Here is a 26,368-nt window from a genome sequence, read left to right as displayed (position 1 = left end):
AACACCGCGCAAGTGTTTGGGTTACAACACACCCGCGGAAGTCTTCGAAGCCAACTTGATGGAAATCCAGAACCGGCTGAGCTAAAAGAACAAATCAGAAATTGCGCTTCAGCGTGAGTTCACTCAGCTTCGGGCCGCTTGGCCGATCAAATCTCTTGGATCATTTGCCCATCCCATTACGATCGGAGTTAATGGACCACCGCGGTTGCCTACTGCGCGACTACACCCCCCACTCACCGTTTGATCGTGCGCAGGATGACGTTGGTCTGGGCGCTGGCGACAGCGGGGATGCGAAAGAGAACCCGTTCGAGGAACAGGTTATACGCTTCGATGTCCGCGCAGACGACATGCAGATGATAATCAGCCTGTCCGGTGGTTGCGTAGCAGGCGCGGATCTCGGGGCGGTTCTGGACAGCGCGGATGAAGGCGTCAAGTTGTTCCGGGTCGTGGCGCGTCAGGTGGACATGGACGATGGCCCCGAAGCCAAGGCCCTGTTTCTCGTCGTCGAGCGCCACGGTGTAGTGGCGGACGACACCGCTTTCCTCAAGCGCCTTGACCCTGCGCCAACAGGACGAGGCTGACAGTCCTGCCTTTTCGGCAAGATCGGCGTTCGAAATGCGGCTGTCTTCCTGAAGCGTTTGAAGAATCCGCTGGTCGATTGCGTCCAGTGCTGACATGAGATACCAGAAAAATGAAATAAATAGAAAAATAATTCCACATAGCGCCGTAATTAGCAACTATTTTGACCAGTATTTTCACATGCGCCGTGCGATCCTGTCAGACAAACAGGAGTCCATCATGACCGCTGAAGGCAGCCGTTTCGCCACCTACCACCTTGACGACCGTTATGCCCTGACAGAGGGGCGCGTTTATCTGACGGGCACCCAGGCACTTGTGCGGGTGATGCTGGATCAGGCACGGCGCGACCGTGCGGCCGGGCGGAACACGGCAGGTTTTGTGTCAGGCTATCGTGGCTCGCCCTTGGGTGGGCTGGATATGGAGATGTGGCGGCAGCAAAAGCGCCTGACCGAATCGCGGATCGAGTTTCTTCCGGCTGTGAACGAAGATCTGGGTGCGACTGCGGTACTGGGTGCCCAGCAGGCGGTGCTTGATCCGGCATGCGAGGTCGAGGGCATTTTCTCGATGTGGTATGGCAAGGGGCCGGGCGTGGACCGTTCCGGTGACGCGCTGAAACATGGCAATGCCTATGGATCGTCACCGATGGGAGGCGTGCTTGTCGTGGCGGGGGATGATCACGGTTGCGTCTCGTCCTCGATGCCGCATCAGTCGGATGTCGCCTTCATGGCGTGGTTCATGCCGACGCTGAACCCGGCGAGCATTGCCGAGTATCTGGAATTCGGAGCCTACGGTTTCGCCCTATCGCGCTTCAGCGGGACATGGGTCGGCTTCAAGGCGATTTCGGAAACGGTCGAAGCGGGACAATCGGTCGAGTTGCCAAAGGACCGCGTTTTCATACAACCGGATTTCACGTCACCCCCCGGTGGCTTGCATGTGCGCCGTTCCGACATGCCCAGCCCGGAAATCGAAACGCGGATCAGCGCCAAACTCGATGCGGTCGAAGCCTTTGTTGAAGCGAACCCCATCGACCGGCGCATCTATGATATTGCGAATGCGCGGTTCGGGATCGTGACGACGGGCAAGGCGCATCTTGATCTGATGGAGGCGCTGCGTCTTTTGGGTTTGGACGAAGCGGCCTGTCGCCGTCTGGGCATTGATGTCTACAAGGTGGGCATGGTCTGGCCGCTGGCGCGGCGTGATGCGCTGGCCTTCGTGAAGGGCAAGGAAGAGGTGCTTGTCGTCGAGGAAAAGCGCGGGATCATCGAAAGCCAGTTCAAGGAATATTTCTATGATTGGCCCGGCGACAAGCCGCGCAAGATGGTGGGCAAGCATCGTGCCGCGGGTGATCCGCTTATTCCATGGACAGGAGAGCTGACGCCGCTGATGCTGGTGCCCATTGTGGCAGAGCGTCTGGCGCGGTTTTTTCCTGAGGAAGGGCTGACCGAGAAGGCACGCGCGCTGACCGCTACCCCTGCCCCTGTCCTGTCGGTACCGGGTGCCACGCGCACCCCGTATTTCTGTTCAGGCTGTCCGCATAACACATCCACGAAACTTCCCGAGGGCAGCATGGCGGCCAGCGGTATTGGCTGTCACGTCATGGCAGGCTGGATGGATCGCAATACGGTGGGTTATGCCCAGATGGGCGGCGAAGGTGTCCCCTGGGCGGCGGCGTCACGTTTCAACGGAAAACGTCATATCTTTCAGAACCTTGGCGAGGGGACGTGGTATCACTCCGGCTCGCTCGCTATCCGGCAGGCGGTCGCCGCTGGGGCAAACATCACCTACAAGATCCTTTACAATGACGCCGTTGCGATGACCGGCGGGCAGCCGGTGGATGGGCCGGTCAGTCCTGCGGCGATTGCGCAAAGCTGCCGGGCTGAGGGGGTCGAGCGGATTGCGCTGGTCTCGGACGATCCTGACAAGTTCACGCGTGGCGATTTTCCGGCTGGCACCACGTTCCATGACCGCGCCGATCTTGACCCGGTGCAGCGGGAACTGCGCGAGGTGAAGGGTGTCTCGGTCCTGATCTACGAGCAGACCTGCGCCACGGAAAAGCGTCGTCGGCGCAAGCGCGGCACGATGGAGGACCCGGCCCGCCATGTGATGATCAACCCGCTGGTCTGCGAAGGTTGCGGGGATTGTTCTGTCGAGTCGAACTGCCTGAGTGTCGAACCCCGCGACACGGCGTTGGGACGCAAGCGCAAGATCAACCTGTCCAGTTGCAACAAGGATTTCTCCTGCCTCAACGGTTTCTGCCCCAGTTTCGTGACGATCGAGGGTGGCCAGCGGCGCAAGCCGCAACCGGCGGGTCTGGATCTGCCGGCGTTGATGGCCGATCTGCCGCGCCCTGCCGCCGCGGATCTGTCACAGCCTTATAACCTGTTGGTGGCAGGTGTCGGCGGCACGGGTGTCGTGACTATCGGGGCATTGATCACCATGGCCGCACATCTTGAGGGCAAGGGTGCGAGTGTGCTGGATTTCACGGGTTTTGCGCAGAAGTTTGGCACTGTTCTGGGGTATGTCCGCATCGGTGCAACGCCTGAGGCGATCCATCAGGTGCGGATCGAAACGGGGGCGGCGGATGCGGTGATTGGATGCGACGCCGTGGTTTGTTCCGCGCCCAAGGCATCGGTCCATTACCGGCGCGGCACGGAAGTCGTGCTGAACCGTGCCGAAATGCCGACCGGCGATCTGGTGCTGCACCGTGATGCAGACCTGAAGATCGACGCGCGCGAAGCGCTCATCCGCGCAACGGTCGGCGATCCCCATGTCATCGCTTTCGACGCCAATGTCGCGGCCGAGCGGCTGATGGGGGATGCGGTCTTCGCCAACATGATGATGCTGGGCGCGGCGTTCCAGCGGGGGCTGGTTCCGGTCAGTGAGGTCGCGCTGAAGCAGGCGATTCTGCTGAACGGGGTGGCGATCGAGAAGAATGGCACTGCGTTCGATCTGGGACGGATCATCGCTGTCCGGCCCGAGGTTTTCGCTCTGCTGCATGAGGCGCCCAAGGCGCCGGAGACGTTGGAGGCACTGATCGCGCATCGCGCGGAGTTTCTGACAGGCTATCAGGACGCGGCCTATGCCAAGCGGTTCACCGACCGCATCGCGCGTTTCCGTGCGGCCTTGCCAGAAGCGGGCGACGATGTGGTGGCGGAAGCCGCCAGATCCCTGTTTCGGCTGATGGCCTATAAAGACGAATACGAAGTCGCCCGGCTGCACACCGAAGGCACGTTCGAGGCTGAAATTGCCGAGGCATTCGAGGGGGATTTCAAGGTGAAGTATCACCTTGCACCGCCACTATTGCCGCTTGGGAAAGATGCCCGCGGGCGGCCCAACAAGCGCGCGTTCGGGCCGTGGATGCGCCCCGCTTTCAAGGTTCTGGCGCGCATGAAGGGTCTCCGCGGATCGGCGCTCGATCCATTTGCCTATAGTGCCGATCGCAAACTGGACCGCCAGTTGTTGGACTGGTTCGAGGGTGTCATGACGCATGTCGAACTCAGTTTCGATCCGGCCCACGCCGATACGGCGCTTGCCCTTCTGAAAACAGCGCAGGACATCCGCGGCTATGGTCCCGTTCGTCACGCGGCGGCGGACAAGATGATGGCCGAGGCGGCGGCACGGATGCCTGCCGCCTGACGTCAGCCCAGATGAATCTGACCTTCGGGATAGCGCACGCGTGGTGTGACGCGTGTGGCAAGGAAAAAGCCCAAAGTCAGCGGCCCGACCCTTCCCAGGAACATGATCGCGATGATCACCGCGCGACCCACGTCGGACAGCTCGCCCGTGTAGCCTCGTGACAAGCCAACGGTCCCGAAGGCAGAGGCGACCTCGAAGCTGATGTCCAGAAAATCGCCATCATGCGACAGGGTCAGCAAGAAGATCCCGACGAAAACCACGATCAAGCTGATCGCGGTCAGAGCCATGACCTTGAGGACCTGCTCCAGACCGATGCTGCGACCAAAGGCGGTCAATTGTGTCTGGCGTCGGAAGAACGCAACCGTGGCCAGGATCATCACCACGAAAGTGGTGACCTTGATGCCACCCGCCGTAGATGTTGGCCCGCCCCCGATCAGCATAAGCGAGATGAACATCATGGCGGTACTGTCATGCAGACCACCGATATCCGTGGTATTGAATCCGGCCGTGCGCGTGGTGACACCTTGAAACCAGCTGACGGTCAGTTTCGAAAGCCCGTCGTCGAATTGCCCCAGCGTGGCCGGGTTCGTCCATTCCAGAACGGCGAACATGCCTACCGACCAAGGGATCAGAACCGCCGTGCCCAGTAGCATGACCTTGCTATGCAGCGACCAGCCACGCCAGCTTTTGGCGCGAAAGATGTCGGACACGACCACATAGCCGATCCCCCCCACGATGAAGAGTGTGGGGATCACGATATTGATGACCGGGTCGGTCGCATAGGGCACAAGCCCGTTCGAGAAGGTTGAAAAGCCCGCGTTATTGAAGGCCGAGATGGAATGGAATACGGATTCCCATATCCCGCGCCAGAGGCCGAACTCCGGCACGAAGGTCACGCATAGCAGTGCGGCACCTGCCAGTTCGCAGATCAGAACCACCTTGAGAATGGTGCCGACCAGATCGGTCAATTGCTGCATCGATGATTGGTTCAGGTCGTCGCGCAGATAAAGCCTGCCGGTGATCCCGACCGGCAGACCAAGAGCGGCCAAGATCAGCACGGCAAAGGTCATCAGGCCCAATCCGCCAACCTGGATCAGGAAAGCTAGCACCATCTCGCCGAACAATGTGAACGCGGCCCCTGTATCCAGCACGGCCAGACCAGTGACAGTGACTGCAGATGTTGCCGTGAACAGAGCATCCAACCATGTGATCGGCACGGTGGACGAGATAGGCAGCTTGAAGACGCAGGCCCCGATCACGATCAGGGCCGCATAAAGCGCCGCAAGGATGGCGGGTGGAGGCGTGATGGCCATCCGCCGCCAGAAGCGTCGTCGCAACGCCAAGGGGAACACCGTCATGGCTTCGGACCTGTCCGCTACAGTGTATCGCCAAAGCGACGCAATTCGGGGCGCTTGCCCAGAAGAAGAAGTTTGTCATCCCGGCGCAACACCAGATCGGCGTTGTCGCAGGGCATGTACTCGGTCCCGCGCATCAGCCCCAACAGTTTGAGATCGAAGGCTTCTCCCAGCTTGAGGGCACGCAGGGGCTTTTCGTCCAGCCGGTCTGGCACAACAATGTTCACGACACTGAAGCCGTTTCCCAAGCTGACATAGTCTTGAACCACCGGATTGTTGAGCATTTGCGCGATATGGCGGCCCATTTCCTGCTCGGGCAGAATCACGCGGTCTGCGCCTAATTTGGACAAGATGCGGTGATGCGTCTTGTTTGAAGCCTTCACCCAGATCGTCTCGATCCCCAGCATCTTGAGGTTCATGGTGGTCAGGATGCTGGCTTCGATATCGCGGCCAATGGCGATCAGAGCGACGTCATACCGGTCGATCCCCGCCTCACGCAGCGCATTTTCATCGCTTGAATCAAGGATGGCTGTCGCTGGTAGATTTGCCGCCAATTGACTGACGCGACGCTCGTCCAGATCGACTCCGATCACGTGATTGTCGAAACGGGCCAGCTCTGTTGCGACCGCGCTTCCAAAGGCCCCCAAACCGATAACGGCGAAGGTCCTTGTCTCTTTTGCCATTTGTCATGTCCATGACAGTTGAAAAGACCTGCTATGCTGCGTCGCGGCATCGGCAGAGTCAAGCGCAAGAGAACAGGTGCGATCAGTCGCGGAACTGTCTCAGCCAGCCGAGACCGGCGGCGGTTCCAGCGCGGGGGCGGTATTCGGCACCGACAAAACCCACGTAATCCAGTTGTGCCAGATGTTGCATCAGCCAGCGATAATCGACCTCTCCCTGATCCGGTTCGCTCCTGTCAGGAACGGAAGCGATCTGGATATGACCGATGACGGGCATCAGATGGCGCAGATGCATGGCCAGATCGCCTTGCATGATCTGCATGTGATAACAATCGAACATGAGCTTCAGGTTCGGCTTGTCCAGCGCTGTGATGATGCGCAGGGCATGATCCGTCCGGGACAGGTGATAGCCCTGAACATCACGGGTGTTGATCGGTTCGATCAGGATGGTGATCCCGTGGGGTGCAGCCAGATCGCAGGCATGGGCCAGATTAGCGCGGAAGGTGGTCTCGGCCGCGTCGCCGCCATCCGTGCGGCCTGCCATGACATGCACAGCTTTCGTGTCGGTTGCGACAGCGTAATCAATGGCTTGCGCGATAGCGGCGCGGGCCTCTTCTTCGCGCCCCGGCAGGGCGGCCAGACCGAAATCCCCTGCTGCCTTGTCACCGGGCCAAGTGTTCAGGCCCAGCATGGTCAGGCTGGTTTCGCGCAGTGCGGTAGCCACGTCGTCGGCGGATATGTCATAGGGAAAATGACATTCCACGGCATCAAAGCCTGCGTCCTTGGCGGCATGGATAGCCTGCGGCAAGGACAAGTCGGTGAACAAGAAACCAAGGTTCGCGGAATAGCGCATCAATCCCACTCCAGATCAAACTTCCGCACAAGGGCACCGATCTGATCCTCGGTCAGCGCGCGAGGCGCGTGACCGCGAAGCAGGAGCGCCAGTTTTGCTGTTTCCTCAAGCTCTTCCATGGCGAAGACTGCGGCCTCCAGATCCTTGGAGGCGACCACTGGCCCGTGATTGGCCAGAAGCACAGCGGATCGTTTGCCGCCAAGCCCGCGCAATGCATCCCCCATTGCAGCGTCGCCCGGTAGAAAGAAGGGCAGAAGCGCTACCTTCCCCACCCGCATCACGGCGTAAGGTGTCAGCGGAGGCAGGACGTTGTCAGGGTCTGTGTCTGGCAGCATCGACAGGGCGACGGAATGTGTCGAATGAAGATGCACGACAGCGCCCGCGCTTTTGCGCGTTTCGTAGAAAGCGGAATGCAGTGGCATTTCCTTGGTCGGCGCATCGCCTCCGACATGACGGCCTGAAGAGTCAAAACGGCACAGGCGCGCTGGGTCGAGACGACCCAGACTGGCCCCGGTTGGTGTGACGAGCAGCCCCCCGTCCTCGGTCCTGACAGATATATTCCCGGATGCACCCCCGGTCAGCCCGCGATTGAACATCGAGGCCGCCCAGAAGCAAATATCCTCGCGCAGTTTCGAATCGTCCGTCATGCGCGGCCTTCCATCATGGCGGCGGCGCGCGCAAAGAAGTCTGGTCCCCCGAAATTTCCGGATTTGAGGGCAAGAACAAGCTTGTCCCCCGCGCGGATCATCGGCACGCCAGGGTCGATCTCGGGACCGATGTCGAGGGCGGTCAGATCGAGGCCTTCGACCACCGCGCCCGATGTTTCCCCTCCTGCGCTGATCAGGCGTGTCACCCCTCCAGCGACCAAAGCGCGGGCGAGATCAGCGAACAAACCTTCGATCCGGGTCGCGATGATATCCTTGCCGAAACGTGTCTGTGCCTCGGCGACAATAGCAGGGTCGGCTGAGGTATAGATCAAGGGCAAGCCATTCTGCCCCAGCGCCCATTCCGCCAGCATCTGCGCGGTGACGCTGCCTGACATGACCTGATCCGCGGTAACTTCGCGCGTGGGATGCGTCTTGGCATGTTCGACCACCTGCCCACGGGTCGCGTTGGAGCAGGAGCCCGACAAGATCGCAGCGCGACCGCCCTGCCCCGTCCATTTGGTCTCATGCGTGGACAGAACGCCCATCTTGCGGAAGTTTCCCGGCAGACCCATGGCGATGCCGGACCCGCCGGTGATCAACGGCAGGTCAGCCGCTGCCTGACCCAGCGCAATCAGATCTGCGTCTGTGATCGCATCGGCGACCAACAGGCGATGGCCCGCCCGATCCTCGCTTTGCATACGCTTGCGGATGTGGTCCGCCCCCTGCATCACAACCTGCGCCGGGATGTGTCCTACGGTGCCCTTGATCTGATGTCCCAACCAGCGGCGGATGTCGGGGTCAGTCATCGGGGTCAGCGGGTGGTTCTGCATGCCGCTTTCGTTCAGCAGTTTGTCCGCCACGAAAAGATGGCCCTGATAGATGGACCGTCCGGCCGCTGGAAATGCGGGGCAGACCAGAACGTGACGCGCATCCAGCGCATCGGCCAAAGCTTCGGCCACGGGGCCGATGTTCCCCTCTGGCGTCGAGTCAAAGGTAGAGCAGTACTTGAACATGAACTGCGTGCATCCTTGTGCGCACAGCCAATCCAGTGCTTCGAGCGAGAGCTTCACTGCTTCGGCCACCGGGATGGAACGCGACTTGAGCGCGACAATCCCTGCTTCCACATCCCGCGCGGCCGCTGCATCGGGAACGCCGACATATTGCGTGACGCGCATCCCCGCCTTGGTCAGGGTATTGCCCAGGTCCGACGATCCGGTGAAGTCGTCCCCGATGCAGCCCAGCAGCATCACGCATCCCCCGGCAGTTTCAGCCCCGCACGCGAGGCGACCAGTTTGGTGATGGCCGCGTCATCCTCCAGCCCAAGCCCGGCTTCGGCGGCAGCCCGATATTGCGCCAGTGCGGTTTCGGTCAGGGGGAGGGGCAGTTTCGCTCCAGCGGCGATATCAGTTACGATGCCAAGGTCTTTTGGCCAGATGTTGATGGTCGAGCGCGGGGTGTAATCGGCGTCGATCACATGAGGGGCGCGGTTCTCGAACATCCATGACGTGCCCGCCGAGACACGGATCACCTCAAGCACGCGGGCCAGATCCAGACCTTGCGATGTGGCGAACCCCAAAGCCTCGCCCATTGCGGCGATATGCACGCCGGCCAGAAGCTGATTGACCGCTTTCATGGCAGAGCCAGGACCGGCCTGATCGCCCAGACGGTGAACGGTTTGCGCCATCGCGGCCAACGCCAAGGCCGCGCCGTCAAAGGCGGCAGCCGTTCCTGACGCCATTACGGACAACGCCCCTTCGGCCGCGCGTACGGACCCGCCCGAAATGGGGGCATCAAGATAATGCAATCCACGCGCTTGCGCTTCGGCTTCCATACGCTTTGCGAATTCCGGTGCAACCGTGGCGCAGGACAGGATGGTGCCACCCAGCTTCAGATGCCCGGCCCACCCCTCGGTGCCGAAAAGGGCGGCTTCGGTCTGCGCCGCGTTCAGTACCACGCAGATCAGGGCATCGGCCAGCGGTGAGGTATTGGCCAGCGCATGCCCCCCGGCCTCTTCAAGTTTGGCAATCTGGGCCGGGTTCAGGTCCAGCCCATGCACCTCATGCCCCGCGCGCCGTAGCGACAGCGCCATGCCAAGGCCCATCGAGCCCAATCCGATCACATGAAAAATCGCCATGTCAGTTCCCGAATACAAGTTCCACCGGCCACAGCGTGATGGCAGGCACATAGGTGATGATCATCAGTGCGCCGAACACCGTCAGCACGAACCAGAGCAGTTGCGGAATGATCTGATCAACCGAAAGCTTGGCCACGGCACAGGCCGCGAACAGGTTCACACCCAGCGGTGGGGTGATCATGCCAAGCGCCAGGTTCACGACGATGATCAGGCCGAAATGGACCGGATCAACGCCATAGGCGATGGCGATCGGAGTCAGGATCGGCGCCAGCACAAGGATCGCGGCTGATGTTTCGATGAACATGCCAACGACCAGCAGCAGAATGTTCACTGCCAGCAGAAAGGCGATGCGGCTGTCGAACATGTCCTTGAACCAGGCCGCAATCTCGTTTGGCAGACCCGAACGGGTGATCAGGAACGAAAACAGCGAAGCGGCGGCGATGATGATCATGATCGCAGAGGTCGCGATGACCGTCTGTTTCAGAATATCCGGCAGCATGCTGAATTTCAGCTCGCGGTAGATGCCCATACCCACGATCAATGCGGCAGCCACGGCAGCGGCGCTGGCCTCGGTTGGCGTGAAGATGCCCGAATAGATACCGCCCAGAATGACGAATGGCACCAGAAGCGCAGGCAAGGCGTTGATGGCCGCGCGGCCTACGCTGGAGCGGTCCTCGCCATCGCGCATCCCGATGCCACGAACCCGGCAGAGCACCAGAACGAGGGTCATCAGCGAGATGGCGACCAGCAGACCCGGTCCAAGTCCCGCCACGAAAAGCCGCCCGATCGACGTATCAGTCGAGACACCGTAGAGGATCAAAGGGATTGATGGCGGGATCAGCACACCCAGTTCTGCCGAGCTTGCCTGGATGGAGGCCGCCATCGGTTTGGGGTAGCCATGTTTGACCATGGCAGGAATAAGGATCGCGCCGATGGCGAAGGTGGTTGCCACGCTGGAGCCGGAAACAGAGGCGAACATCATGCAGGTCAGCACGCAGGAACAGGCAAGCCCCCCCTGAATGCCACCCACAAGCGATTTGGCCAATTCGACCAGCCGGAACGAGATGCCCCCTGCCGACATCAGATTGCCCGCAAGTATGAAAAGCGGGATCGCCATCAATGGAAAGCTGTCGATACCTGTGAACATGCGCTGTGCCACAAGCAACAAGGGCAGGCTGCCCTGCGCTTCGATCCCGATGACCGAGGCGAGGCCGATGGCCACAGCGATCGGCACGCCCAGCAGAAAGAAGATCGCCAGTGAAAGACCCAGTGCGGTATTCATTCTGCGACCTCCGTCTTGCCGTGGCTTGATGTCCAGTCCCCTTGCGCGCCGCGGATCATGCAGGCGAGAACGGAAATGATGATAAAGACCGATCCCACGGGAAGTGCCGCATAGGCCCATGCGATAGAGATATCCAGCGCGGCCAATTTCTGGTTGGCCACACGTTCAGCCATGGCCCAGCCCTGCCAGAACAGAATGCAGAAAAAGAGGACAGACAGGGCGTTGGCCAGAAGGAACAGGCCGAGTCCCAGTTTTGGAGGCAGGACTTGCTGGATGATCTCGACCGAGATCATGGCGCCATGACGAAAGGCGACGGCGACACCCAGAAAGACCGACCAGACCATCGCTGTGCGTGTGATGACCTCGGACCATGTCGAGGGACTGCCAAAGACAAAGCGGGTCGTCACCTGATAGAGCGCCAGAGAGGCGGCGATCAGCAGAAAGGCAATCGACAGCCGCAGCGCAAGCCCGGTGGTGAGATCTTCAAATCGCAGGAATGCGCGCATCCGGGCCTCCGTTCGTCTTGACGAAAAAACCGGCGCAGGGTCCCGCGCCGGTTTGTCTCTATGAAAAAGGGTTACTGAACCGCTTTGATGCGATCCACCATCTCGGTGCCATACTGATCCGTATAGACCGAGTAGGAGGCTTCGGCGAGAGCGGCGAAGGGTGCCTTGTCGATGTCGGTGATCACTTCCATGCCGTTCTCACGCAGCAGGGCGACGCCTGCTTCTTCCAGACGGTTCACTTCGGCGCGGGTGGCGGCGGCGGATGCCTTGGCGGCTTCCATGAACCAGCCCTTCTGCTCGTCGGTCAGACCGTCGATCAGGATCGGCGAGGCCAGCACGGCGGCGGGCGAATAGACATGGCCGGTCAGCGAGACGTGCTTTTGCACTTCCCAGAATTTCGACGCGGTGATCACGGTGACAGGGTTCTCCTGACCATCGACAACGCCCTGCTGGAGCGCGGTGAAAAGTTCCGGGAACGCCATCGGAGTCGGCGCCGCGCCCATGCCGCTGAAGGCGGTCATGTGGACCTTGTTCTCCATCGTGCGCAGCTTCAGACCTTCAAGGTCGGCGGGCGTGCGGACGGGGCGCTGCGAGTTGGTGATATGACGGAAGCCGTTCTCCGACCACGCCAGACCGACCAGATTGTTCTCGCCGATCTTGGCCAGAAGCTCCTGCCCGATTTCGCCGTCCAGCACCGCGCGGGCGTGGTCGTAGTCACGGAACAGGAACGGCAGGTCGAGGGCAAAGATCTCGGGGACGAAGTTACCAAGCGGCCCTGTGGAGGTGATGACCAGATCCAGCGAGCCGATCTGCAGGCCTTCGATCATGTCCCGCTCGCCGCCCAACTGGCCGGCGGGGGCTTGTTCGCCCGTGAAAGTGCCGCCGGACAGTTCGGTCAGCGTGTCGATGAAGGCTTGCGCGCCCACACCGTAATGCGAAGTTGGCGACAGCGCGTGGCCGACAACGATCTTCTGCTGCGCCTGTGCGCCGGTGGCCAGAACGGCCGCCGCGATAAGGCCGGTGATGAAATGTTTCATAGTGCTCCTCCCATGAGCTTGGTTTCAGGTCTTGGTCTTATTCCGCCGCGATCCGGCCCATGTGGGACGTGATCAGGTCGGCAAAATCTGTATCGGGGACAAACCCCAGCGCCTTGGTGCGGGGGGTCAGGATCTGACCGGGCCAACTGGCGACAATCGCCTCGATCGCCGGGTCATGCGCGGGTTTGATCCGGGCCGCCACATCTTCGCCTGCGATGCTGGTCAGTGTGTCGATCATTGCGCCCACGGTGACGGTCACGCCGGGCAGGGTCAGCGTAGTGTCGGGGCCGATGTCCGGTTGCGCCAGACCTGCGGCATGCAGCGTATAGGCCAATGCCTTGTCGGGTGATGCCAGATGCAGGCGCAGGTCGCGCCCGACCGGCAAGATTGCTTCTTGCCCGGCCAGCGGTTCACGGATGATCCCGCTGGCAAAGCTGCTGGCGGCCTTGTTCGGTGCGCCGGGGCGCACGGAAATGGTCGGAAAGCGCAGGCTGCGGCCAATGATGAAACCCTTGCGCGTGGCATCGCGTACCAGCAATTCGCCCATCAGTTTCTGCGTGCCATAGGACGAGCGCGGCGCAGGCAGCGTATCCTCGGAAATCGTGTCATTCGCCGCGCAGGAAAATACCGCGACCGATGACGAGAACAGAAACACAGGCGGTTTCGGCATCCTTCGGCAGGCATTGATCAGATCAATCGTCGACTGCAGGTTGACCGCCATCCCAAGATCGTAGTCCGCTTCTGCCTGACCTGACACGACGGCTGCCAGATGGATCACCAGATCGGGCGCGTCTTCCGAGATACGCTCCAGAATCTGGGGCGTCGACAGCATGCCAGGTAGGGCATGAACCCGATGATGCCGCGCTGCCAACTGCGCCAGCGGAGCTTCAGCGATATCGGTAGCGAGGATGGCCGAAATGCGCCGTTCGCTGCCGTTCAGAAACAGGCTATCCCGCGCGGCCAGCGCGTTCACCACCATCTGGCCGATGAAACCGGCCGCTCCTGTCACTAGAATACGCAAGGTCAGATCTCCTCCGGTGGCAAGGCTGTCATTGAATGACAGCGCTGTCAATCGGTGGCATCATCGGAATCGAATCGCCGTTTCCCATCGTTTTCATCTCTCTGATCCAAGGTCTGGTCATCTCTGTGCAGACACCGAAACACTCAAGAAAACCAACATTATCCGAGGTGGCAGCCCTGGCTGGGGTGAGCGAAATCACGGCATCGCGCGCTTTGCGGGGAAGTGCCGCGGTCACGCCCGACACGATCCAGAAAGTGCAGGCCGCCGCGGATTCGCTGGGATATCTGAGGAACCGTCTGGCAGGTGCGCTTGCCGGAGGGCCATCGAATCAGGTCGGGGTGATCTTGCCCTCGCTGTCCAACATCGTGTTCCCTGACGTGCTCAAGGGTCTGGAGGACAGGCTGGAGCATGCCGGTTTTCACCCTGTTCTGGGCATATCGAACTATGACCCTCTCAAGGAAGAGCACCTGATCCGCAATCTACTGTCGTGGCGCCCCGCCGGGCTGGTGATCGCGCCAAGCGGGATGACTGAGACAAGCCGGAACCTGCTGGCCTCTGCAGGGCTGCCCGTGGTCGAGATCATGGATATCGACACCGATCCGGTCGACATGGCTGTGGGCATGTCACATCGCGGCGCTGGTCTTGCGATGGCACGTCATCTGATAGAACGCGGCTATCGCCGTCTTGCCTATGTCGGACATGACATAGGCAGCGACAGGCGCGCTGCTGCCCGACTTGATGGCTTCAAGACCGGCCTGCGTGCCGCCGGTCTTGAATTGATGGGATGTGTGACCCTGCCGGAACCTTCATCGGTTGCCTTGGGGCGGCGCGGCTTGGCTAAACTTCTGGAGAGCGGGCCTTCAAGACCGGATCTTGTCTATTTTTCGAACGATGACATGGCTGTCGGAGGCGTTTTCCATTGCATGGCCGAGGGCATCGCTGTGCCGAGCGAACTGGCGATTGCCGGGTTCAACGGTCTCGATCTGGGCCAAAGTCTCCCTGTCCGGTTGACGACGACGGCCTCTCACCGTGCCCGCATCGGCGAGACAGCGGCGAACGCCATCCTGCAGCGATTGAACGGGCAAGAGAGTGCCCGGTTGACGGATGTCGGCTTCACCGTGATCGCCGGCGGAACGGCCTGACTTTGTCTTGTTCTTGGAAAACCTTTGCAGGTGTGAAGGTGCAGCCGCGTCTCTCTAGGGCCAATCGGCATAGGATTGCGCCGCACCCACGTCATTGCGTTTGTCGATGCTGCGGATCGAGCGTCGCCAGGCGCCCGGTCTGACACCGTGTAGCGTCTTGAAAAAATTGCTGAACTGCGCGGCCGAGCGGAAACCGAGAAACTCTGCGATCTGGTCCAGCGTCATGGAGGATCGCTCCAATAGGACCTGAGCCTCATAGCCGAGCCTTTCATGGATCAGGCGCGAAGGTGGCTTTCCAAGATTCCGCTGGCAGATGTCGTGCAGCCGATCCGTGGACATGTGCAAGGCGTCGGCATAGCGCGCCACTGTCCAGCGGTCGCGGAAATGCGTCTCGAGCGCCTGCCGAAACTGCTGCAGGATCAGGGATGTGTTCGCTCCTGTGTGACGCAGATCATCGGGCCGTGCGGTGTGCCGCCAAAGCATCACAAGGATCACGCGCACCTGCGCCTCGATCACGGTAGCCGAGCCGGGTGCCTGACCGGCAGATTCCCGCAGGATCAGATCGAAGCAGCGGGCGATGTCGCGATGCAGCGATTCACGGCCTTCCAATGGCAGATGGACAGCGCGTTCCGACAGCACCCGCAGATCAGCCGCTTCGGGTTTGACGCCAATTGCGTTGGCGAGCGAGGTCTCTCCCATGACCAGATGACCGCCGACCGTCCCTGCCTTGGCGCGCATCCTTTGTCTGCGATCCCATGGCAGCCAGAGCAGCGCCGGACCCGTGACCGATGTTGCTCCACCGTCGCGGTCTGTGGTCAGTTGTCCGCTTTCCAGCAGAATGACCCACCAACTGCGCGCATGCAGGTCGACCAGTCCGCCAAGAACCTTCTCCTGCAGCCCGGACTGGATGAGTTCGGCATGAAACGGCACCGGTGGCGGGACCTTTGCAGATCCGACGACGGGCGGTTTCGAGAGAATTCTGGAAGTTTTCTGCAACTTTACCCCGGAAATTATAAACTATATCCCATAATTTCACATTTTCCTTGGCGTCACTACGGATAGTTTGACGTGCAATAAAGAAAGGCACAGCCGCACCACGCGACCGGGGAGGGTTGCGAGCGGATCATGCCTTGGGGGAGGAATTCGGTTTGGACGCTGAACGGGTCTTTCAAAGCCCGTCCGTGACATCGCCTTTCAGGGTGGTGGACTCGGGCCAGAACGCGGCGGATGCGGCGGCCAATGCTGCTGCGGCAGCTTTCTGGGATTGGTCGCAGCGTTCTGCCGAAGACCGGGCGGCCCATTTGCACCGGATGGCCGACGCGCTTGATGGCAGTCGCGCCCAACTGGTCAACCTTGCCGCGAAAGAAGTGGGTGCGGCCTCGGGCTGGACGCAGTTCAACATTGATCTGGCGCTTCGCATCCTGCGCCAGGCAGCCGGATTGCCCGCGCTTCTGGCTGATCGCGAAATGCCGCCAGCGGAAGATGGAAGCCTGTCTATCCTGCGGCGGCAAGCGGTGGGTGTCGTGCTGGGAATCGCACCATGGAACGCGCCGATCACGCTGGCGGTCCGGGCAATCGCCACACCTCTGGCCTGTGGCAACACGGTCGTGCTGAAAGGTTCGGAGCATTGCCCGCAGACCCATCGTGCCGTGGTAGAGATCCTTAACGGGTCAGGATTGCCCGCAGGTGTGGCGAATGTCGTGACCGCCCTGCCCGATCAGTCAGAAGCTGTGGTCAATCATCTGATCGCCCATCCGGCAGTGCGGCGTGTCAACTTTACCGGATCGACGCGGGTTGGTCGCCAGGTGGCGGTCACCGCGGCGCATCATCTCAAGCGTTGCGTGCTGGAACTCAGCGGCAAGGCGGCGTTGATCGTTCTGGAGGATGCCGATCTTGACGCTGCGGTCGAGGCGGCAGCGCATGGCGCTTTTTTCAATCAGGGACAGATCTGCATGTCGACCGAGCGGATCATTCTGCTGGATGACATCGCGGATCGCTTTGTCGCCAAGCTGGTTGCCAGGACGCAAACCCTGCGGGCCGCTGATCCGCAGCGCGAGGCAGCCTCTCTTGGCACGCTGATCCATGCAGCGGCAGCCGAAAGGGTGGCGGCGCTTCTCCGGGATGCGCAGGACAAGGGAGCAGAGCTTCTGATCGGGGGGCGGGTCGAGGGCGCGGTGATGCAGCCTGCCGTGATCGACCATGTCGCCTCGAATATGGCGATCTATCACGAGGAAAGTTTCGGCCCGGTCGCCTCGATCCTGCGAGTGAGGGACGAGGAAGAGGCGCTGTCGATTGCAAATGACACCGAATATGGGTTGGCCTCCGCCATTTTCAGCCGCGATAGGGATCGCGCCCTCGCGCTGGCGGCGCGGCTTGAAACGGGCATCTGCCACATCAACGGATCGACCGTCTATGACGATGCGGCCATGCCCTTCGGTGGCATGAAGGCCAGCGGGTATGGCCGTTTCGGCGGGGAAACCGCGCTGGATGAATTCACCGAGTTGCGCTGGATCGCACTGCATCCTGATGGTGCGCGCCACAGTTTGTGAACAGGTGCCGCCAAGAGCACCGACAAGACGACAACCAACGACTGACCCTGGAGGAGGATCAACATGAAACGCAGAACAGCCCTGAAATTCGTGGCGGCACTGGCGCTGAGCACCAGTCTGGCCACCGGCGCCGTCAGCGCCGAGACGATCAAGATCGGGGCAGCCGCCCCCAAGACCGGCCCGCTCGCGGGCGGTGCCGCCGTCAGCCAGTGGCCCAATGTGCAGCTTTGGGCGGCGCAGGTGAACGAGCGTGGCGGGATCAATGTCGGCGGCACGATGATGCCTGTCGAGATTATCGAATATGACGACCAGACCAACCCCGGTGAGACGATCAAGGCCATTCAACGCCTTGCCACGCAGGATGAGGTGCATTTCATCGTCTCTCCCTACGGCACCGGTCTGGTTGTGGCCGCTGCTCCGATCTTTGCGCGCTACGGCTATCCGCTGATCGCAGTGTCGGCCATTACCGACCAGCAGCCCGCGCTGTCCAAGCAATTCCCCGACATGTTCTTCACGCTGGGCACCACATCCGCGCTGGCCGAGGATACGGTGAAAATCCTGACTGACATGCGCGATGCGGGTCAGCTGGGCAACAAGATCGCCATGGTCAATGTGGCCGATGCCTTCGGGATCGAACTGGCCGATGTGGCGCGCGACAAATTCTCTGAGGCCGGGTTCGAGATCGTCTATGACACCTCGTATCCGCTGGGCACGCAGGATCTGTCGCCGGTGATGAAGGGCGCGAAAGCCGCGGCCCCTGATGCGTTCGTGGCATGGTCCTATCCGCCCGATACCTTTGCGCTGACCGAACAGGCGATCATCGAAGATCTGCAGGTGCAGGCCTTCTACACTGCGGTCGCTACCCCCTTCCCCGCCTTTGGTGCGCGCTTCGGTGCGGCGGCCAATGGGGTGATGGGCCCGGGTGGCGTCAATGTGGATGACCCGAAGTTTCAGGAATATGCGGCCGCGCATGAGGCCGTGACCGGGGCCAAGCCGGACTTCTGGGCCTCGGCGACCACCTACGCCTCGCTTGAAATTCTGGAGCAGTCGATCGAAGCCGTCGGTCTGGACCGCAAGGCCGTGGCCGATCACCTGCGCACGGGCACATTCGACACCGTGCTGGGCCCCATCAGCTTTGACGAGAACAACAACAACCAGGCTTTCTGGACTGTCGGCCAGTGGCAGGATGGCGTGTTCAAGGGCGTCGCCTCGCGCAACCGCGACGGGGCAGTGCCTGTGATCCTGAAGGATGGCTGGAAGTAATTTCAAGGCTTTGGGTGTCCCGGTCAACGCCGGGGCACCCATACCGGCTGGCGGCAAGGCAGGAACGGGACGCGAATGGACATTCTGATCACAGGGCTTTTGCTGGGCGGCACCTATGCGCTGATCGCCATGGGGCTGAACCTGCAATATGGCGTGGCCCGCATCATGAACCTTGCGAATGGCGAGATGCTCGTGGCGGGCGGTTTTGCCGCTTTCTGGATGTACACAGGCGGTCAGATCAGCCCGTTCCTGACGATCTTTCTTCTGGCGCCGCTGACATTTGTGCTGAACTGGCTGATCTACAAGATCATGCTGCAACCCTTGGTCAAGCGCGCCAAGACGCGCGGTCAGCTTGAGACGGACAGCATTCTGGCCACCTTTGGTTTGTCCTTCGTGATGGTCGGGCTGATGCTGATGGTCTTTGGCGGGGATTATTTCAACTATTCCTATCTGGCACGGCCCATCGTGATCGCGGGCGATACCTTCGCGCTTAACCGTGTGGCGGCCTTCCTTGCAGCTGTGGTGATCTGCGGCGCGCTTTATCTGTGGTTGAACCGCAGCCGTCCGGGCCTGTCGATCCGTGCCATCGCCGTCTCACCGGACAGTGCGCGACTGGTGGGGATCAACGTCAATCATCTGGCCGCACTGGCCTTTGGCCTCGGAGGAGCGGTGACCGCTGTCGGTGGCGCCTTGCTGTCGACTTATCTGACACTGGATGCCTCGACCGGTGTGATCTTCACGCTCAAGGCATTGATCATCGTGATCATGGGCGGCGTCGGCGATGTGCGTGGCACCATCGTCGCCGCGCTCTTGCTGGGGATCGTCGAGACGATGGTGGCTACGCTGCTGGACCCCGGTCTGACGCTGGCCGCCGCCTATACGCTGTTCATCCTTATCTTGCTGTTCCGCCCGCAGGGCCTGTTCGGAAAGAAGCCCACATGACCGGCACCGATATCCGCAACCTTGTTCTTGCCACAGCAGCCTTCGGTATCTGCGCGCTGCTGCCGCTGTCCGGCTCGGGGTACTGGCTGTCAATCGGCGTGACCATCGCCATGTTCACGGTGCTGGCCACAAGCTGGGCGCTCTTTTCGGGGCCCACACATTACATCTCCTTGGCGACAGCGGCGTTTTTCGGTGTGGGCACCTATGTCACCGGTCTGGGGTTCGAGACTCTCCCCTTCTGGTCACTGATCGGGATTGCGGGAGTGATCGGCGCCGTGCTGGCCGCGCTGGTGGGTCTGGCGACGCTGCGCCTGTCGGGGGTCTATTTCGTGATCTTCACCCTTGGTCTGGCAGAATTGGTGCGACAGGTCATTACTTGGGTGCAGAACCGCTCGGGTCAGAAGGGGCTTTATGTCCTGACCGACATCACCGAGGCGGGGATTTACTGGATGCTGCTGTCGCTGGCCGCAGCGGTGTTTTTGACTGGCTGGCTGATCGGGCGGTCGCGGCTGGGCTTTGCGCTGCGCATCATCGGCGATGATGAAACGGTCGCCGTTCATTCCGGCATCAACACCGCCCTGTCGAAAGTGCTTTTGTTCATGGTGCCGGGGTCGGTCGCGGCGATGACGGGGGCAATCCTTGCCCCGCGTTACGTCTATATCGAACCCAGTCTGGCCTTTGCACCGATGCTGTCCTTTCAGGTGGTGATCATGGCGCTTCTGGGTGGGGCCGGGCGTCTGTGGGGGCCACTCGTGGGCGTCATCCCATTCACCCTGCTGTGGGAGTCGATCTCCTCCAGCTTTCCGCAACAGACGACCTTGCTGCTGGGTGTGGCCTTTCTGGTCATTGTCTACCTGCTACCGCGCGGTTTCGTAGGCTTGCTGGAACAGATCCGGCATCGCACGCGCGGCGCGGATGCGGAGGGTCTGGCATGAGCGCCCCGGTCCTGTCTTTGCGCAATGTCACGAAACGCTTCGGCGGTCTTGTCGCGGTCAATGCGATGACCTTCGACGTCGCCGAACATCAGGTCATGGGGCTGATCGGCCCCAATGGCTCGGGCAAGTCCACGACCATGAACCTGATATCCGGCGCGCTCAAAGTCTCGGGCGGTGAGGTGCTGCTGCGCGGCACCCCGATCACCGCCCTGCCCGCCGAGCAGATCAACCGGCGCGGCATCGCCCGCACCTTCCAGTTGGTCCGGCTGTTGCCGTCGATGACTGTTCTCGAGAACGTTGTGGCCGGTGCCGTTTTTGGCCATCGCCGCCGCTGGGGGCATGAGGCCCGCGCGCATGCCGAAACCCTGCTGGCCCGCGTGGGCTTGGAGGGCAAGGGCCACCTGCGCGTCGGACAGTTGACCTATATCGACACCAAGCGCGTCGAACTGGCCCGCGTGCTGGCCAGCGATCCGAAACTTCTGTTGCTGGATGAATGGCTGGCGGGCCTGAACCCGACCGAATTGCAGATCGGGATTAGCCTGATCAAATCGCTGCGCGACGATGGCCGCACCATCATTCTGGTGGAACATGTTATGGATGCGATCCGGTCGCTTTGCGATACCTGCGTGGTCATGGCTTCGGGCACCAAGATCGCCGAGGGCACACCACAGCAGGTCCTGTCCGACCCGGACGTGATCCGCGCCTATCTGGGGGATGACGATGTCTAGATCCGCAGGTCTTGAAGTCCGCAACCTGACCGTCAGCTATGGCAAGCACCGCGCGCTTGAAGATGCGTCGATCACCGTCCGCCCCGGCGAGATCGTGGTGATCCTTGGCGCGAACGGTGCAGGCAAATCGACCCTACTCAAGGCGATCAGCGGCATTTGCGAAGGACAGGTCAGCGGGCAGATCACGCTGTACGGCGAGGATCTGACGACTTTGCCAGCCAACCGCATTCTGGATCAGGGTGTAGCGCTGGTGCCGGAAGGGCGTGGCGTCTTTGGTGATTTGACCGTGCGCGAGAACCTGATCCTCGGGGCCTATTCGGCCCGCGCGCGTGAGGATCAGGCCTCCAATCTGGACCGTGTTCACGAGCTGTTTCCCAAATTGATCGAACGCAGCGGACAGGTCGTGCGCACCATGTCGGGCGGCGAGCAGCAGATGGTGGCCATCGGGCGGGCCATGATGTCGAACCCCAACATTCTGACGCTGGACGAGCCGTCTTTGGGTCTGTCGCCACTGCTGTGCAAGGAGTTGTTCCAGAACCTGAAAAAGGTGCGCGATCTGGGTATCGGTATTCTGCTGGTGGAACAGAACGCCAAGCAAAGCCTTGCCATCGCGGATCGCGGTTATCTGCTGGAGAACGCTCATATCGTGCATGAGGACAGTGCCGCGGCCCTGCGCAACGACCCTGCTGTGCAGTCCGCCTATCTGGGGGCTGGCGGGGCGGCCGCACCGCATACCCACGATGCGGCGCAGGGCCCATCCGGCAGGGATGCCGTGCCGTCTGAGGCCGCGCCGCAGACCTTTGCCGTGTCGCCACGACCCAGCCAGACAGTCTCTGCCGATATGATCCTTGGCCGTTCGGTTGCTGATCTGGTGGCACAGGCCAGCCAGCGCCAGCAATCCGCCGTGACCGACAGACGCCAGACTGCGCCTGCGCAGGCCGCACAGCAGAATGACCGCATTGCCGCGACACTGGCCGAGATCGAGCGCGCCGCACAGGCCGCGCGCCGCCCCCGCGTCGTCGAACGCTCGCGTCCGCAGGATCGAGCGCGCGATTCGGCGCCACAGACATCACAACGACAGGACAGCCACCCGGCTTCCCCGCCCGTTACCATCGAGGTCTACCGCGCCCCCCGCGTTGAAGTCTGGCGCCGCAGACCGGGTGGCAACGATTTCGACCGTTCATAGGAGAGATGCAGATGCTGGATTCCCCCCATACGAAAACCGTCAAGGGCATGTATATCGGCGGCAACTGGGTTGCTGGCCAAGGCAGCTTTGACGACATCAATCCTTCGGATGGATCGCTTTATGCGCGGATCCCTGATGGTGGTCGCGCCGAAACACGCATGGCGATTGCGGCAGCACAAGCCGCCTTCCCGGCATGGTCAAGCCTGATGTTTCAGGAACGCGCGCATTACATGCTCAAGATCGCCGATGTCTGGGAAAAGCGGGCCGCCGATTTTGTCGCCGCCGCACAGGCCGAGGGCGGCGGCTGGTTCGGCAAGGGCATGTTCGAGACCGGCTATGTCCCCGAGGTGTTCCGCGCAGCGGCGGGCGTACTGTACGGGTCGATCGGCGAGGTGCTTCCGTCCGAACACGGCAAGTTCTCAACCGCCGTGCGCTATCCCATGGGCGTGATCAGCGTGATCAGCCCGTGGAACATGCCTGGCATCCTCACCGCGCGCGGCTTTGCCTTTCCGATGGCCGCAGGCAACACCATCGTGCTCAAACCCTCCGAGGACACACCCTATGCGGGCGGTTTGTTCTTTGCCGAAGTGCTGGAGGAAGCAGGCATCCCCAAGGGCGTGTTCAACGTCATCACCTGTAGCCGCGACCGCGTGCAGGAGATGGGCGACGAGATGATCGAGAACCCGCTGGTCAAGGGCATATCCTTCACCGGCTCCACCCCTGTGGGCCGCCAGATCGCCGCAAAGGCCGGGGCCCATCTCAAGAAATGCTGCGTCGAACTGGGCGGCAAGGACAGCCTGATCGTGCTGGAAGACGCCGATATGGACCGCGCCACAAGTGCGGCCAGCTTCGGCAGCTTCATGCATCAGGGCCAGATCTGCATGAGCGTGGAAAAGGTGCTGGTGCAAGACAGCATCTATGCTGATTTCCTGCGCCAGTTCGTGGCCCGCGCGTCCAAGCTCAAGACAGGGGACACCCGTGACAAGGCCAATGTCATAGGCCCGCTGATCAACGAGCGGCAGGTCGTCCGCGTCAAACACCAGATCGAGGATGCGCTGGCCAAAGGCGCCAAGGCCGTGCTGGGCGGTCGTGTCTGGGATCGCTATGTCGAACCGACGATCCTGACCAATGTCACCCCCGACATGGCCGTCTGGCGGGACGAGACCTTCGGCCCGGTCGCCGTGGTCGTGCCCTTCAAAACGGATGCCGAGGCGATTGCCCTGAACAATGACACCGAATACGGGCTATCGGCCGGGATCATCACCCGCAACGAGGAACGCGCCCTGCGCATGGCCCGCCAGCTTGAAACGGGCATGTGCCACGTCAACTGCTCCTCGATCAATGACGAGCCGCATGTGCCCTTCGGCGGCTCCAAGGCCTCGGGCCTTGGGCGGCATGGCGGCAAGTGGTCGCTTGAGACCTTTACCGAAACGCGCTGGATCACGCTGGATCGTGGCCACCGCCCATATCCGCCGGTGTTCTGATGGCAGCTTGGGAGAGAAGCGCCCTTCTCAAGGGCAAGGTGATCGTCGTGACAGGTTCCGCCAGCGGCATCGGGTTTGAAACCGCGCGGCTCTGCACCGCGATGGGGGCGACCGTCCTGGGCGTGGACGTGACCAAGCGGTTCGACCATGTCGAGGAATTCTACCGCGCCGATCTGTCGGATGCCCGCACCATCGATGCGTTGGTCGATGTGCTGCCCTCAGGCATTGACGGGATCGCCAATATCGCGGGCCTGCCGCCCACGGCCCCGGCGGAAAAGGTGCTCAAGGTCAATCTCTTCGGCCTCAAACGCCTGACGTTGGGCCTGCTGCCCAAGCTGAATGACGGCGCGTCGATCGTGAACCTTGCCTCCTTGGCGGGTTTTGGTTGGCCGCATGCGGTCGAAGCGATCCGCGCCAGTGAAAGTGCCGATATGGATGATCTGGCTGGTTTCATGCAGCGACACGACATCACCAACGCAGGCGGGCGGAGTTATTTCTTCTCCAAAGAAGCGCTGATCGCCTGGACACAGCAGAACCGCTGGACCTGGCGCGACCGGGGCATCCGCATGAACAGCGTCAGCCCCGGCCCGGTCGATACACCAATCCTTGGCGATTTCATCGAAACGCTGGGCGCACGGGCCGAAGAGGATATGCGCGTCATGGATCGCCCCGGACGGGCCGATGACATCGCCCCGGTCGTGGCCTTCCTGCTGTCGGACATGACCACGTGGATTCGTGGCACCAATATCCCTGTCGACGGGGGCATGTCGTCGAACATCCTGTGCGAAATGCACGGGCTTACTTGAAGGGGAGGCTGTTATGTCTGCTTTGGGCTGGATCATTGTCCTGATCGTCATTGCCGCCGCGCTGATCGCACTGGCTGCATGGTTCTATGAGCGCGCCACGAACGAGGTGGCTTTGGTGAAAACGGGGATCGGCGGGCGGCGCGTCATCATCGACGGGGGCACGCTCGCCCTTCCCTATTTCCACGAGATCACACGCGTGAACATGCAGACAATCCGCATGACTGTATCGCGCACCGGCGAGGCGGCCTTGATCACCAAGGACCGCCTGCGGGTGGATGTGGGCGCGGATTTTTATGTTTCTGTCACACCGCAGGCGGAAACGATCACCCGCGCCGCCCAGACCCTTGGCAAGCGCCTGTTCCAGCCGGATCAACTGCGCGGGTTGATCGACGGGATGATGATCGACGCTCTACGCTCGGTCGCGGCCCGCATGACGATGGACGAATTGCACGAAAACCGCGCGCAATTCGTGCGCGAGGTGCGCGAAGGGCTGGCCGAGGCGATGGCAAACTATGGGTTGCAACTGGATTCGGTCTCTTTGACCGGGCTGGACCAGACACCTTTTTCCGCGCTGGACGAAAACAACGCCTTCAACGCGGTGGGTATGCGCAAACTGGCCGAGGTGATCGCCAAGTCCAAGAAGGAGCGTGCCGAGATCGAAAGCGAAAGTGATGTCTCGGTCCGTCGCGCCGCGATGGAGGCGGCCAAGCGCAAGTTGGAGATTGATCTGGAACAGCGCCGCGCCGAAATCGCCCAAGGTCAGGAGATCGAGACGCTGATGGCCGCGCAACTGGCGGAAGTGGCACAACGCAAGGCAGACAGCGAACGCACCGCGGCACAGGCCCGCATCCGCATGGAGCAGGACATTCAGGCCGCCGACATTGCCCGCGAGCAAGCGATCCGCGAGGCCGAGATTGCCCAGAGCCGCGCGCTGGAGGATGCCGAAAGCGACCGGCAGATCCAGTTGTCCGCGAAAAGTCAGGAGGAAAGCCGCGCCAAGGCGCAAGCTGATGCCGCCCGCGCCGAAGCCGTGACCGCAGCCGAGGCCGTGCAGACCGCCCGCGCCATGGCCGAGGCCGAGCGCCGCCGTGCACTCGCGCTGATCGCGGCACAGGAACAGGCCGAAGCCGCGGCCAAACGCGCCGAAATCGCCGCTGCCTCCGACAAGGCGACTGCTGCTGACAAGGCGGATGCCCGCCGCGCCGAAGCCGAGGCGACAAAGGCAGTCGAATTGGCCCGAGTCGAGGCAGAGCGTGCCCGGATCGAAGCCGAGAATGCCCGATCCGACGCGATCATCGCGATGGAGTTGGAAAAGGCACGACTGGAAGCCATGCCTCGCATTCTGGCCGAAATGGTGCGTCCCGCCGAAAAGATCACCGGTATCAGCGTCAATCACCTGAGCGGCGTCGGTGGCACGCGTGCAGAAGGTTCCGATCGCCCAGCATCGCCAGTCAACGCGACCGTTGACGCAATCATGGATATGGCGGTGCAATTGCCAAGCCTGCAAAAGCTTGGCGACCAGATCAGCGCCAATCTTGCGCAGGTCAGCGGCAAGAAGAAATCAAGCGATTGAATCTGCTCAATTCATGGCAGAAGGACCCTG

At 61.5% G+C, this 26,368-nt stretch carries 23 protein-coding genes; 11 read left to right on the top strand and 12 right to left on the bottom strand.

Annotation, left to right across the window (positions count from 1 at the left end):
- Positions 1–233: 233 nt before the first annotated feature.
- Positions 234–677: an Lrp/AsnC family transcriptional regulator gene (locus tag PVW27_RS17040; protein ID WP_274559833.1), complete on the bottom strand. Its 444-nt coding sequence runs from the start codon at positions 675–677 to the stop codon at positions 234–236.
- A gap of 121 nt (positions 678–798) precedes the next feature.
- On the opposite strand from PVW27_RS17040, the gene PVW27_RS17035 reads away from it, so the two are divergent.
- Positions 799–4,215, top strand: a complete 3,417-nt coding sequence (locus PVW27_RS17035; RefSeq protein WP_274559831.1) for an indolepyruvate ferredoxin oxidoreductase family protein — start codon at positions 799–801, stop codon at positions 4,213–4,215.
- A 2-nt stretch (positions 4,216–4,217) separates the two neighbouring features.
- Here the strand turns inward: PVW27_RS17035 and PVW27_RS17030 are convergent, their stop codons facing one another.
- From PVW27_RS17030 to denD, 10 genes are all read right to left on the bottom strand, one after another.
- Positions 4,218–5,573 carry a TrkH family potassium uptake protein gene (locus PVW27_RS17030; RefSeq protein ID WP_274559830.1) on the bottom strand — a complete coding sequence of 452 codons (1,356 nt, stop codon included), beginning with the start codon at positions 5,571–5,573 and terminating at the stop codon, positions 4,218–4,220.
- A gap of 17 nt (positions 5,574–5,590) precedes the next feature.
- On the bottom strand, positions 5,591–6,253 hold the full coding sequence (locus PVW27_RS17025) for a potassium channel family protein (RefSeq protein ID WP_274559829.1): 663 nt from the start codon (positions 6,251–6,253) through the stop codon (positions 5,591–5,593).
- 82 nt (positions 6,254–6,335) lie between these two features.
- Positions 6,336–7,103, bottom strand: coding sequence for a hydroxypyruvate isomerase family protein (locus tag PVW27_RS17020; protein WP_274559828.1), 768 nt, complete (start codon positions 7,101–7,103; stop codon positions 6,336–6,338).
- Entirely contained in the window at positions 7,103–7,750 is a 648-nt protein-coding gene (gene otnC / locus PVW27_RS17015) for a 3-oxo-tetronate 4-phosphate decarboxylase (RefSeq protein ID WP_274559826.1), read from the bottom strand. Before otnC ends, PVW27_RS17020 begins: the two co-directional genes overlap by 1 nt.
- Positions 7,747–8,997 (bottom strand): 3-oxo-tetronate kinase, encoded by a 1,251-nt coding sequence (gene otnK, locus PVW27_RS17010; RefSeq protein WP_274559825.1) that lies wholly within the window; start codon positions 8,995–8,997, stop codon positions 7,747–7,749. Before otnK ends, otnC begins: the two co-directional genes overlap by 4 nt.
- A complete protein-coding gene (ltnD, locus tag PVW27_RS17005; protein ID WP_274559823.1) occupies positions 8,997–9,884 on the bottom strand; it encodes an L-threonate dehydrogenase in 888 nt (295 codons plus the stop codon). The genes otnK and ltnD overlap by 1 nt, the downstream gene beginning before the upstream one ends.
- Before the next feature lies 1 nt (position 9,885).
- Entirely contained in the window at positions 9,886–11,166 is a 1,281-nt protein-coding gene (locus PVW27_RS17000; protein WP_274559821.1) for a TRAP transporter large permease, read from the bottom strand.
- On the bottom strand, positions 11,163–11,672 hold the full coding sequence (locus PVW27_RS16995; protein ID WP_274559819.1) for a TRAP transporter small permease: 510 nt from the start codon (positions 11,670–11,672) through the stop codon (positions 11,163–11,165). Before PVW27_RS16995 ends, PVW27_RS17000 begins: the two co-directional genes overlap by 4 nt.
- Positions 11,673–11,743: 71 nt before the next feature.
- A complete protein-coding gene (locus PVW27_RS16990; RefSeq protein WP_274559818.1) occupies positions 11,744–12,709 on the bottom strand; it encodes a TRAP transporter substrate-binding protein in 966 nt (321 codons plus the stop codon).
- A 37-nt stretch (positions 12,710–12,746) separates the two neighbouring features.
- Entirely contained in the window at positions 12,747–13,781 is a 1,035-nt protein-coding gene (denD, locus tag PVW27_RS16985; protein WP_274559816.1) for a D-erythronate dehydrogenase, read from the bottom strand.
- Here denD and PVW27_RS16980 point away from each other — a divergent pair.
- Complete coding sequence (locus PVW27_RS16980; protein WP_274559814.1) at positions 13,766–14,872, top strand: LacI family DNA-binding transcriptional regulator; 1,107 nt, start codon at positions 13,766–13,768, stop codon at positions 14,870–14,872. The genes denD and PVW27_RS16980 overlap by 16 nt on opposite strands.
- A gap of 54 nt (positions 14,873–14,926) precedes the next feature.
- Here the strand turns inward: PVW27_RS16980 and PVW27_RS16975 are convergent, their stop codons facing one another.
- Entirely contained in the window at positions 14,927–15,802 is an 876-nt protein-coding gene (locus PVW27_RS16975; RefSeq protein WP_274559812.1) for a helix-turn-helix transcriptional regulator, read from the bottom strand.
- A 251-nt stretch (positions 15,803–16,053) separates the two neighbouring features.
- On the opposite strand from PVW27_RS16975, the gene PVW27_RS16970 reads away from it, so the two are divergent.
- The 9 genes from PVW27_RS16970 (at position 16,054) to PVW27_RS16930 (ending at position 26,338) form a co-directional block, all read left to right on the top strand.
- Positions 16,054–17,421: an aldehyde dehydrogenase family protein gene (locus PVW27_RS16970; protein WP_274559811.1), complete on the top strand. Its 1,368-nt coding sequence runs from the start codon at positions 16,054–16,056 to the stop codon at positions 17,419–17,421.
- 63 nt (positions 17,422–17,484) lie between these two features.
- The gene (locus tag PVW27_RS16965) at positions 17,485–18,684 is read left to right on the top strand and encodes an amino acid ABC transporter substrate-binding protein (protein WP_274559809.1); all 1,200 of its coding nucleotides are present in this window, start codon (positions 17,485–17,487) and stop codon (positions 18,682–18,684) included.
- Between the two features lie 75 nt (positions 18,685–18,759).
- Complete coding sequence (locus PVW27_RS16960; RefSeq protein WP_274559807.1) at positions 18,760–19,626, top strand: branched-chain amino acid ABC transporter permease; 867 nt, start codon at positions 18,760–18,762, stop codon at positions 19,624–19,626.
- Positions 19,623–20,561 carry a branched-chain amino acid ABC transporter permease gene (locus PVW27_RS16955; RefSeq protein WP_274559805.1) on the top strand — a complete coding sequence of 313 codons (939 nt, stop codon included), beginning with the start codon at positions 19,623–19,625 and terminating at the stop codon, positions 20,559–20,561. The genes PVW27_RS16960 and PVW27_RS16955 overlap by 4 nt, the downstream gene beginning before the upstream one ends.
- A complete protein-coding gene (locus PVW27_RS16950; RefSeq protein WP_274559804.1) occupies positions 20,558–21,289 on the top strand; it encodes an ABC transporter ATP-binding protein in 732 nt (243 codons plus the stop codon). Before PVW27_RS16955 ends, PVW27_RS16950 begins: the two co-directional genes overlap by 4 nt.
- Positions 21,282–22,475: an ABC transporter ATP-binding protein gene (locus PVW27_RS16945; RefSeq protein ID WP_274559802.1), complete on the top strand. Its 1,194-nt coding sequence runs from the start codon at positions 21,282–21,284 to the stop codon at positions 22,473–22,475. The genes PVW27_RS16950 and PVW27_RS16945 overlap by 8 nt, the downstream gene beginning before the upstream one ends.
- Positions 22,476–22,486: 11 nt before the next feature.
- Positions 22,487–23,959: an aldehyde dehydrogenase family protein gene (locus tag PVW27_RS16940; protein ID WP_274559800.1), complete on the top strand. Its 1,473-nt coding sequence runs from the start codon at positions 22,487–22,489 to the stop codon at positions 23,957–23,959.
- On the top strand, positions 23,959–24,765 hold the full coding sequence (locus PVW27_RS16935) for a coniferyl-alcohol dehydrogenase (protein WP_274559798.1): 807 nt from the start codon (positions 23,959–23,961) through the stop codon (positions 24,763–24,765). Before PVW27_RS16940 ends, PVW27_RS16935 begins: the two co-directional genes overlap by 1 nt.
- Before the next feature lie 13 nt (positions 24,766–24,778).
- Positions 24,779–26,338 (top strand): flotillin family protein, encoded by a 1,560-nt coding sequence (locus PVW27_RS16930; protein WP_274559796.1) that lies wholly within the window; start codon positions 24,779–24,781, stop codon positions 26,336–26,338.
- The last annotated feature ends 30 nt before the right edge of the window (positions 26,339–26,368 follow it).

It is taken from the genome of Seohaeicola sp. 4SK31, assembly GCF_028802875.1.
Lineage (GTDB): Bacteria > Pseudomonadota > Alphaproteobacteria > Rhodobacterales > Rhodobacteraceae > Seohaeicola.
Note: the sequence above shows the minus strand (reverse complement) of the source record. Positions and strands in the feature narration are given on the sequence as shown.

What these genes read in the sequence shown, in the direction of transcription:
- PVW27_RS17040 (WP_274559833.1), bottom strand. Translation starts at nt 677, where the DNA reads ATGTCAGCACTGGACGCAATCGACCAGCGGATTCTTCAAACGCTTCAG.
- PVW27_RS17035 (WP_274559831.1), top strand. Translation starts at nt 799, where the DNA reads ATGACCGCTGAAGGCAGCCGTTTCGCCACCTACCACCTTGACGACCGT.
- PVW27_RS17030 (WP_274559830.1), bottom strand. Translation starts at nt 5,573, where the DNA reads ATGACGGTGTTCCCCTTGGCGTTGCGACGACGCTTCTGGCGGCGGATG.
- PVW27_RS17025 (WP_274559829.1), bottom strand. Translation starts at nt 6,253, where the DNA reads ATGGCAAAAGAGACAAGGACCTTCGCCGTTATCGGTTTGGGGGCCTTT.
- PVW27_RS17020 (WP_274559828.1), bottom strand. Translation starts at nt 7,103, where the DNA reads ATGCGCTATTCCGCGAACCTTGGTTTCTTGTTCACCGACTTGTCCTTG.
- otnC (WP_274559826.1), bottom strand. Translation starts at nt 7,750, where the DNA reads ATGACGGACGATTCGAAACTGCGCGAGGATATTTGCTTCTGGGCGGCC.
- otnK (WP_274559825.1), bottom strand. Translation starts at nt 8,997, where the DNA reads ATGCTGCTGGGCTGCATCGGGGACGACTTCACCGGATCGTCGGACCTG.
- ltnD (WP_274559823.1), bottom strand. Translation starts at nt 9,884, where the DNA reads ATGGCGATTTTTCATGTGATCGGATTGGGCTCGATGGGCCTTGGCATG.
- PVW27_RS17000 (WP_274559821.1), bottom strand. Translation starts at nt 11,166, where the DNA reads ATGAATACCGCACTGGGTCTTTCACTGGCGATCTTCTTTCTGCTGGGC.
- PVW27_RS16995 (WP_274559819.1), bottom strand. Translation starts at nt 11,672, where the DNA reads ATGCGCGCATTCCTGCGATTTGAAGATCTCACCACCGGGCTTGCGCTG.
- PVW27_RS16990 (WP_274559818.1), bottom strand. Translation starts at nt 12,709, where the DNA reads ATGAAACATTTCATCACCGGCCTTATCGCGGCGGCCGTTCTGGCCACC.
- PVW27_RS16980 (WP_274559814.1), top strand. Translation starts at nt 13,766, where the DNA reads ATGACAGCGCTGTCAATCGGTGGCATCATCGGAATCGAATCGCCGTTT.
- PVW27_RS16965 (WP_274559809.1), top strand. Translation starts at nt 17,485, where the DNA reads ATGAAACGCAGAACAGCCCTGAAATTCGTGGCGGCACTGGCGCTGAGC.
- PVW27_RS16960 (WP_274559807.1), top strand. Translation starts at nt 18,760, where the DNA reads ATGGACATTCTGATCACAGGGCTTTTGCTGGGCGGCACCTATGCGCTG.
- PVW27_RS16955 (WP_274559805.1), top strand. Translation starts at nt 19,623, where the DNA reads ATGACCGGCACCGATATCCGCAACCTTGTTCTTGCCACAGCAGCCTTC.
- PVW27_RS16950 (WP_274559804.1), top strand. Translation starts at nt 20,558, where the DNA reads ATGAGCGCCCCGGTCCTGTCTTTGCGCAATGTCACGAAACGCTTCGGC.
- PVW27_RS16945 (WP_274559802.1), top strand. Translation starts at nt 21,282, where the DNA reads ATGTCTAGATCCGCAGGTCTTGAAGTCCGCAACCTGACCGTCAGCTAT.
- PVW27_RS16940 (WP_274559800.1), top strand. Translation starts at nt 22,487, where the DNA reads ATGCTGGATTCCCCCCATACGAAAACCGTCAAGGGCATGTATATCGGC.
- PVW27_RS16935 (WP_274559798.1), top strand. Translation starts at nt 23,959, where the DNA reads ATGGCAGCTTGGGAGAGAAGCGCCCTTCTCAAGGGCAAGGTGATCGTC.
- PVW27_RS16930 (WP_274559796.1), top strand. Translation starts at nt 24,779, where the DNA reads ATGTCTGCTTTGGGCTGGATCATTGTCCTGATCGTCATTGCCGCCGCG.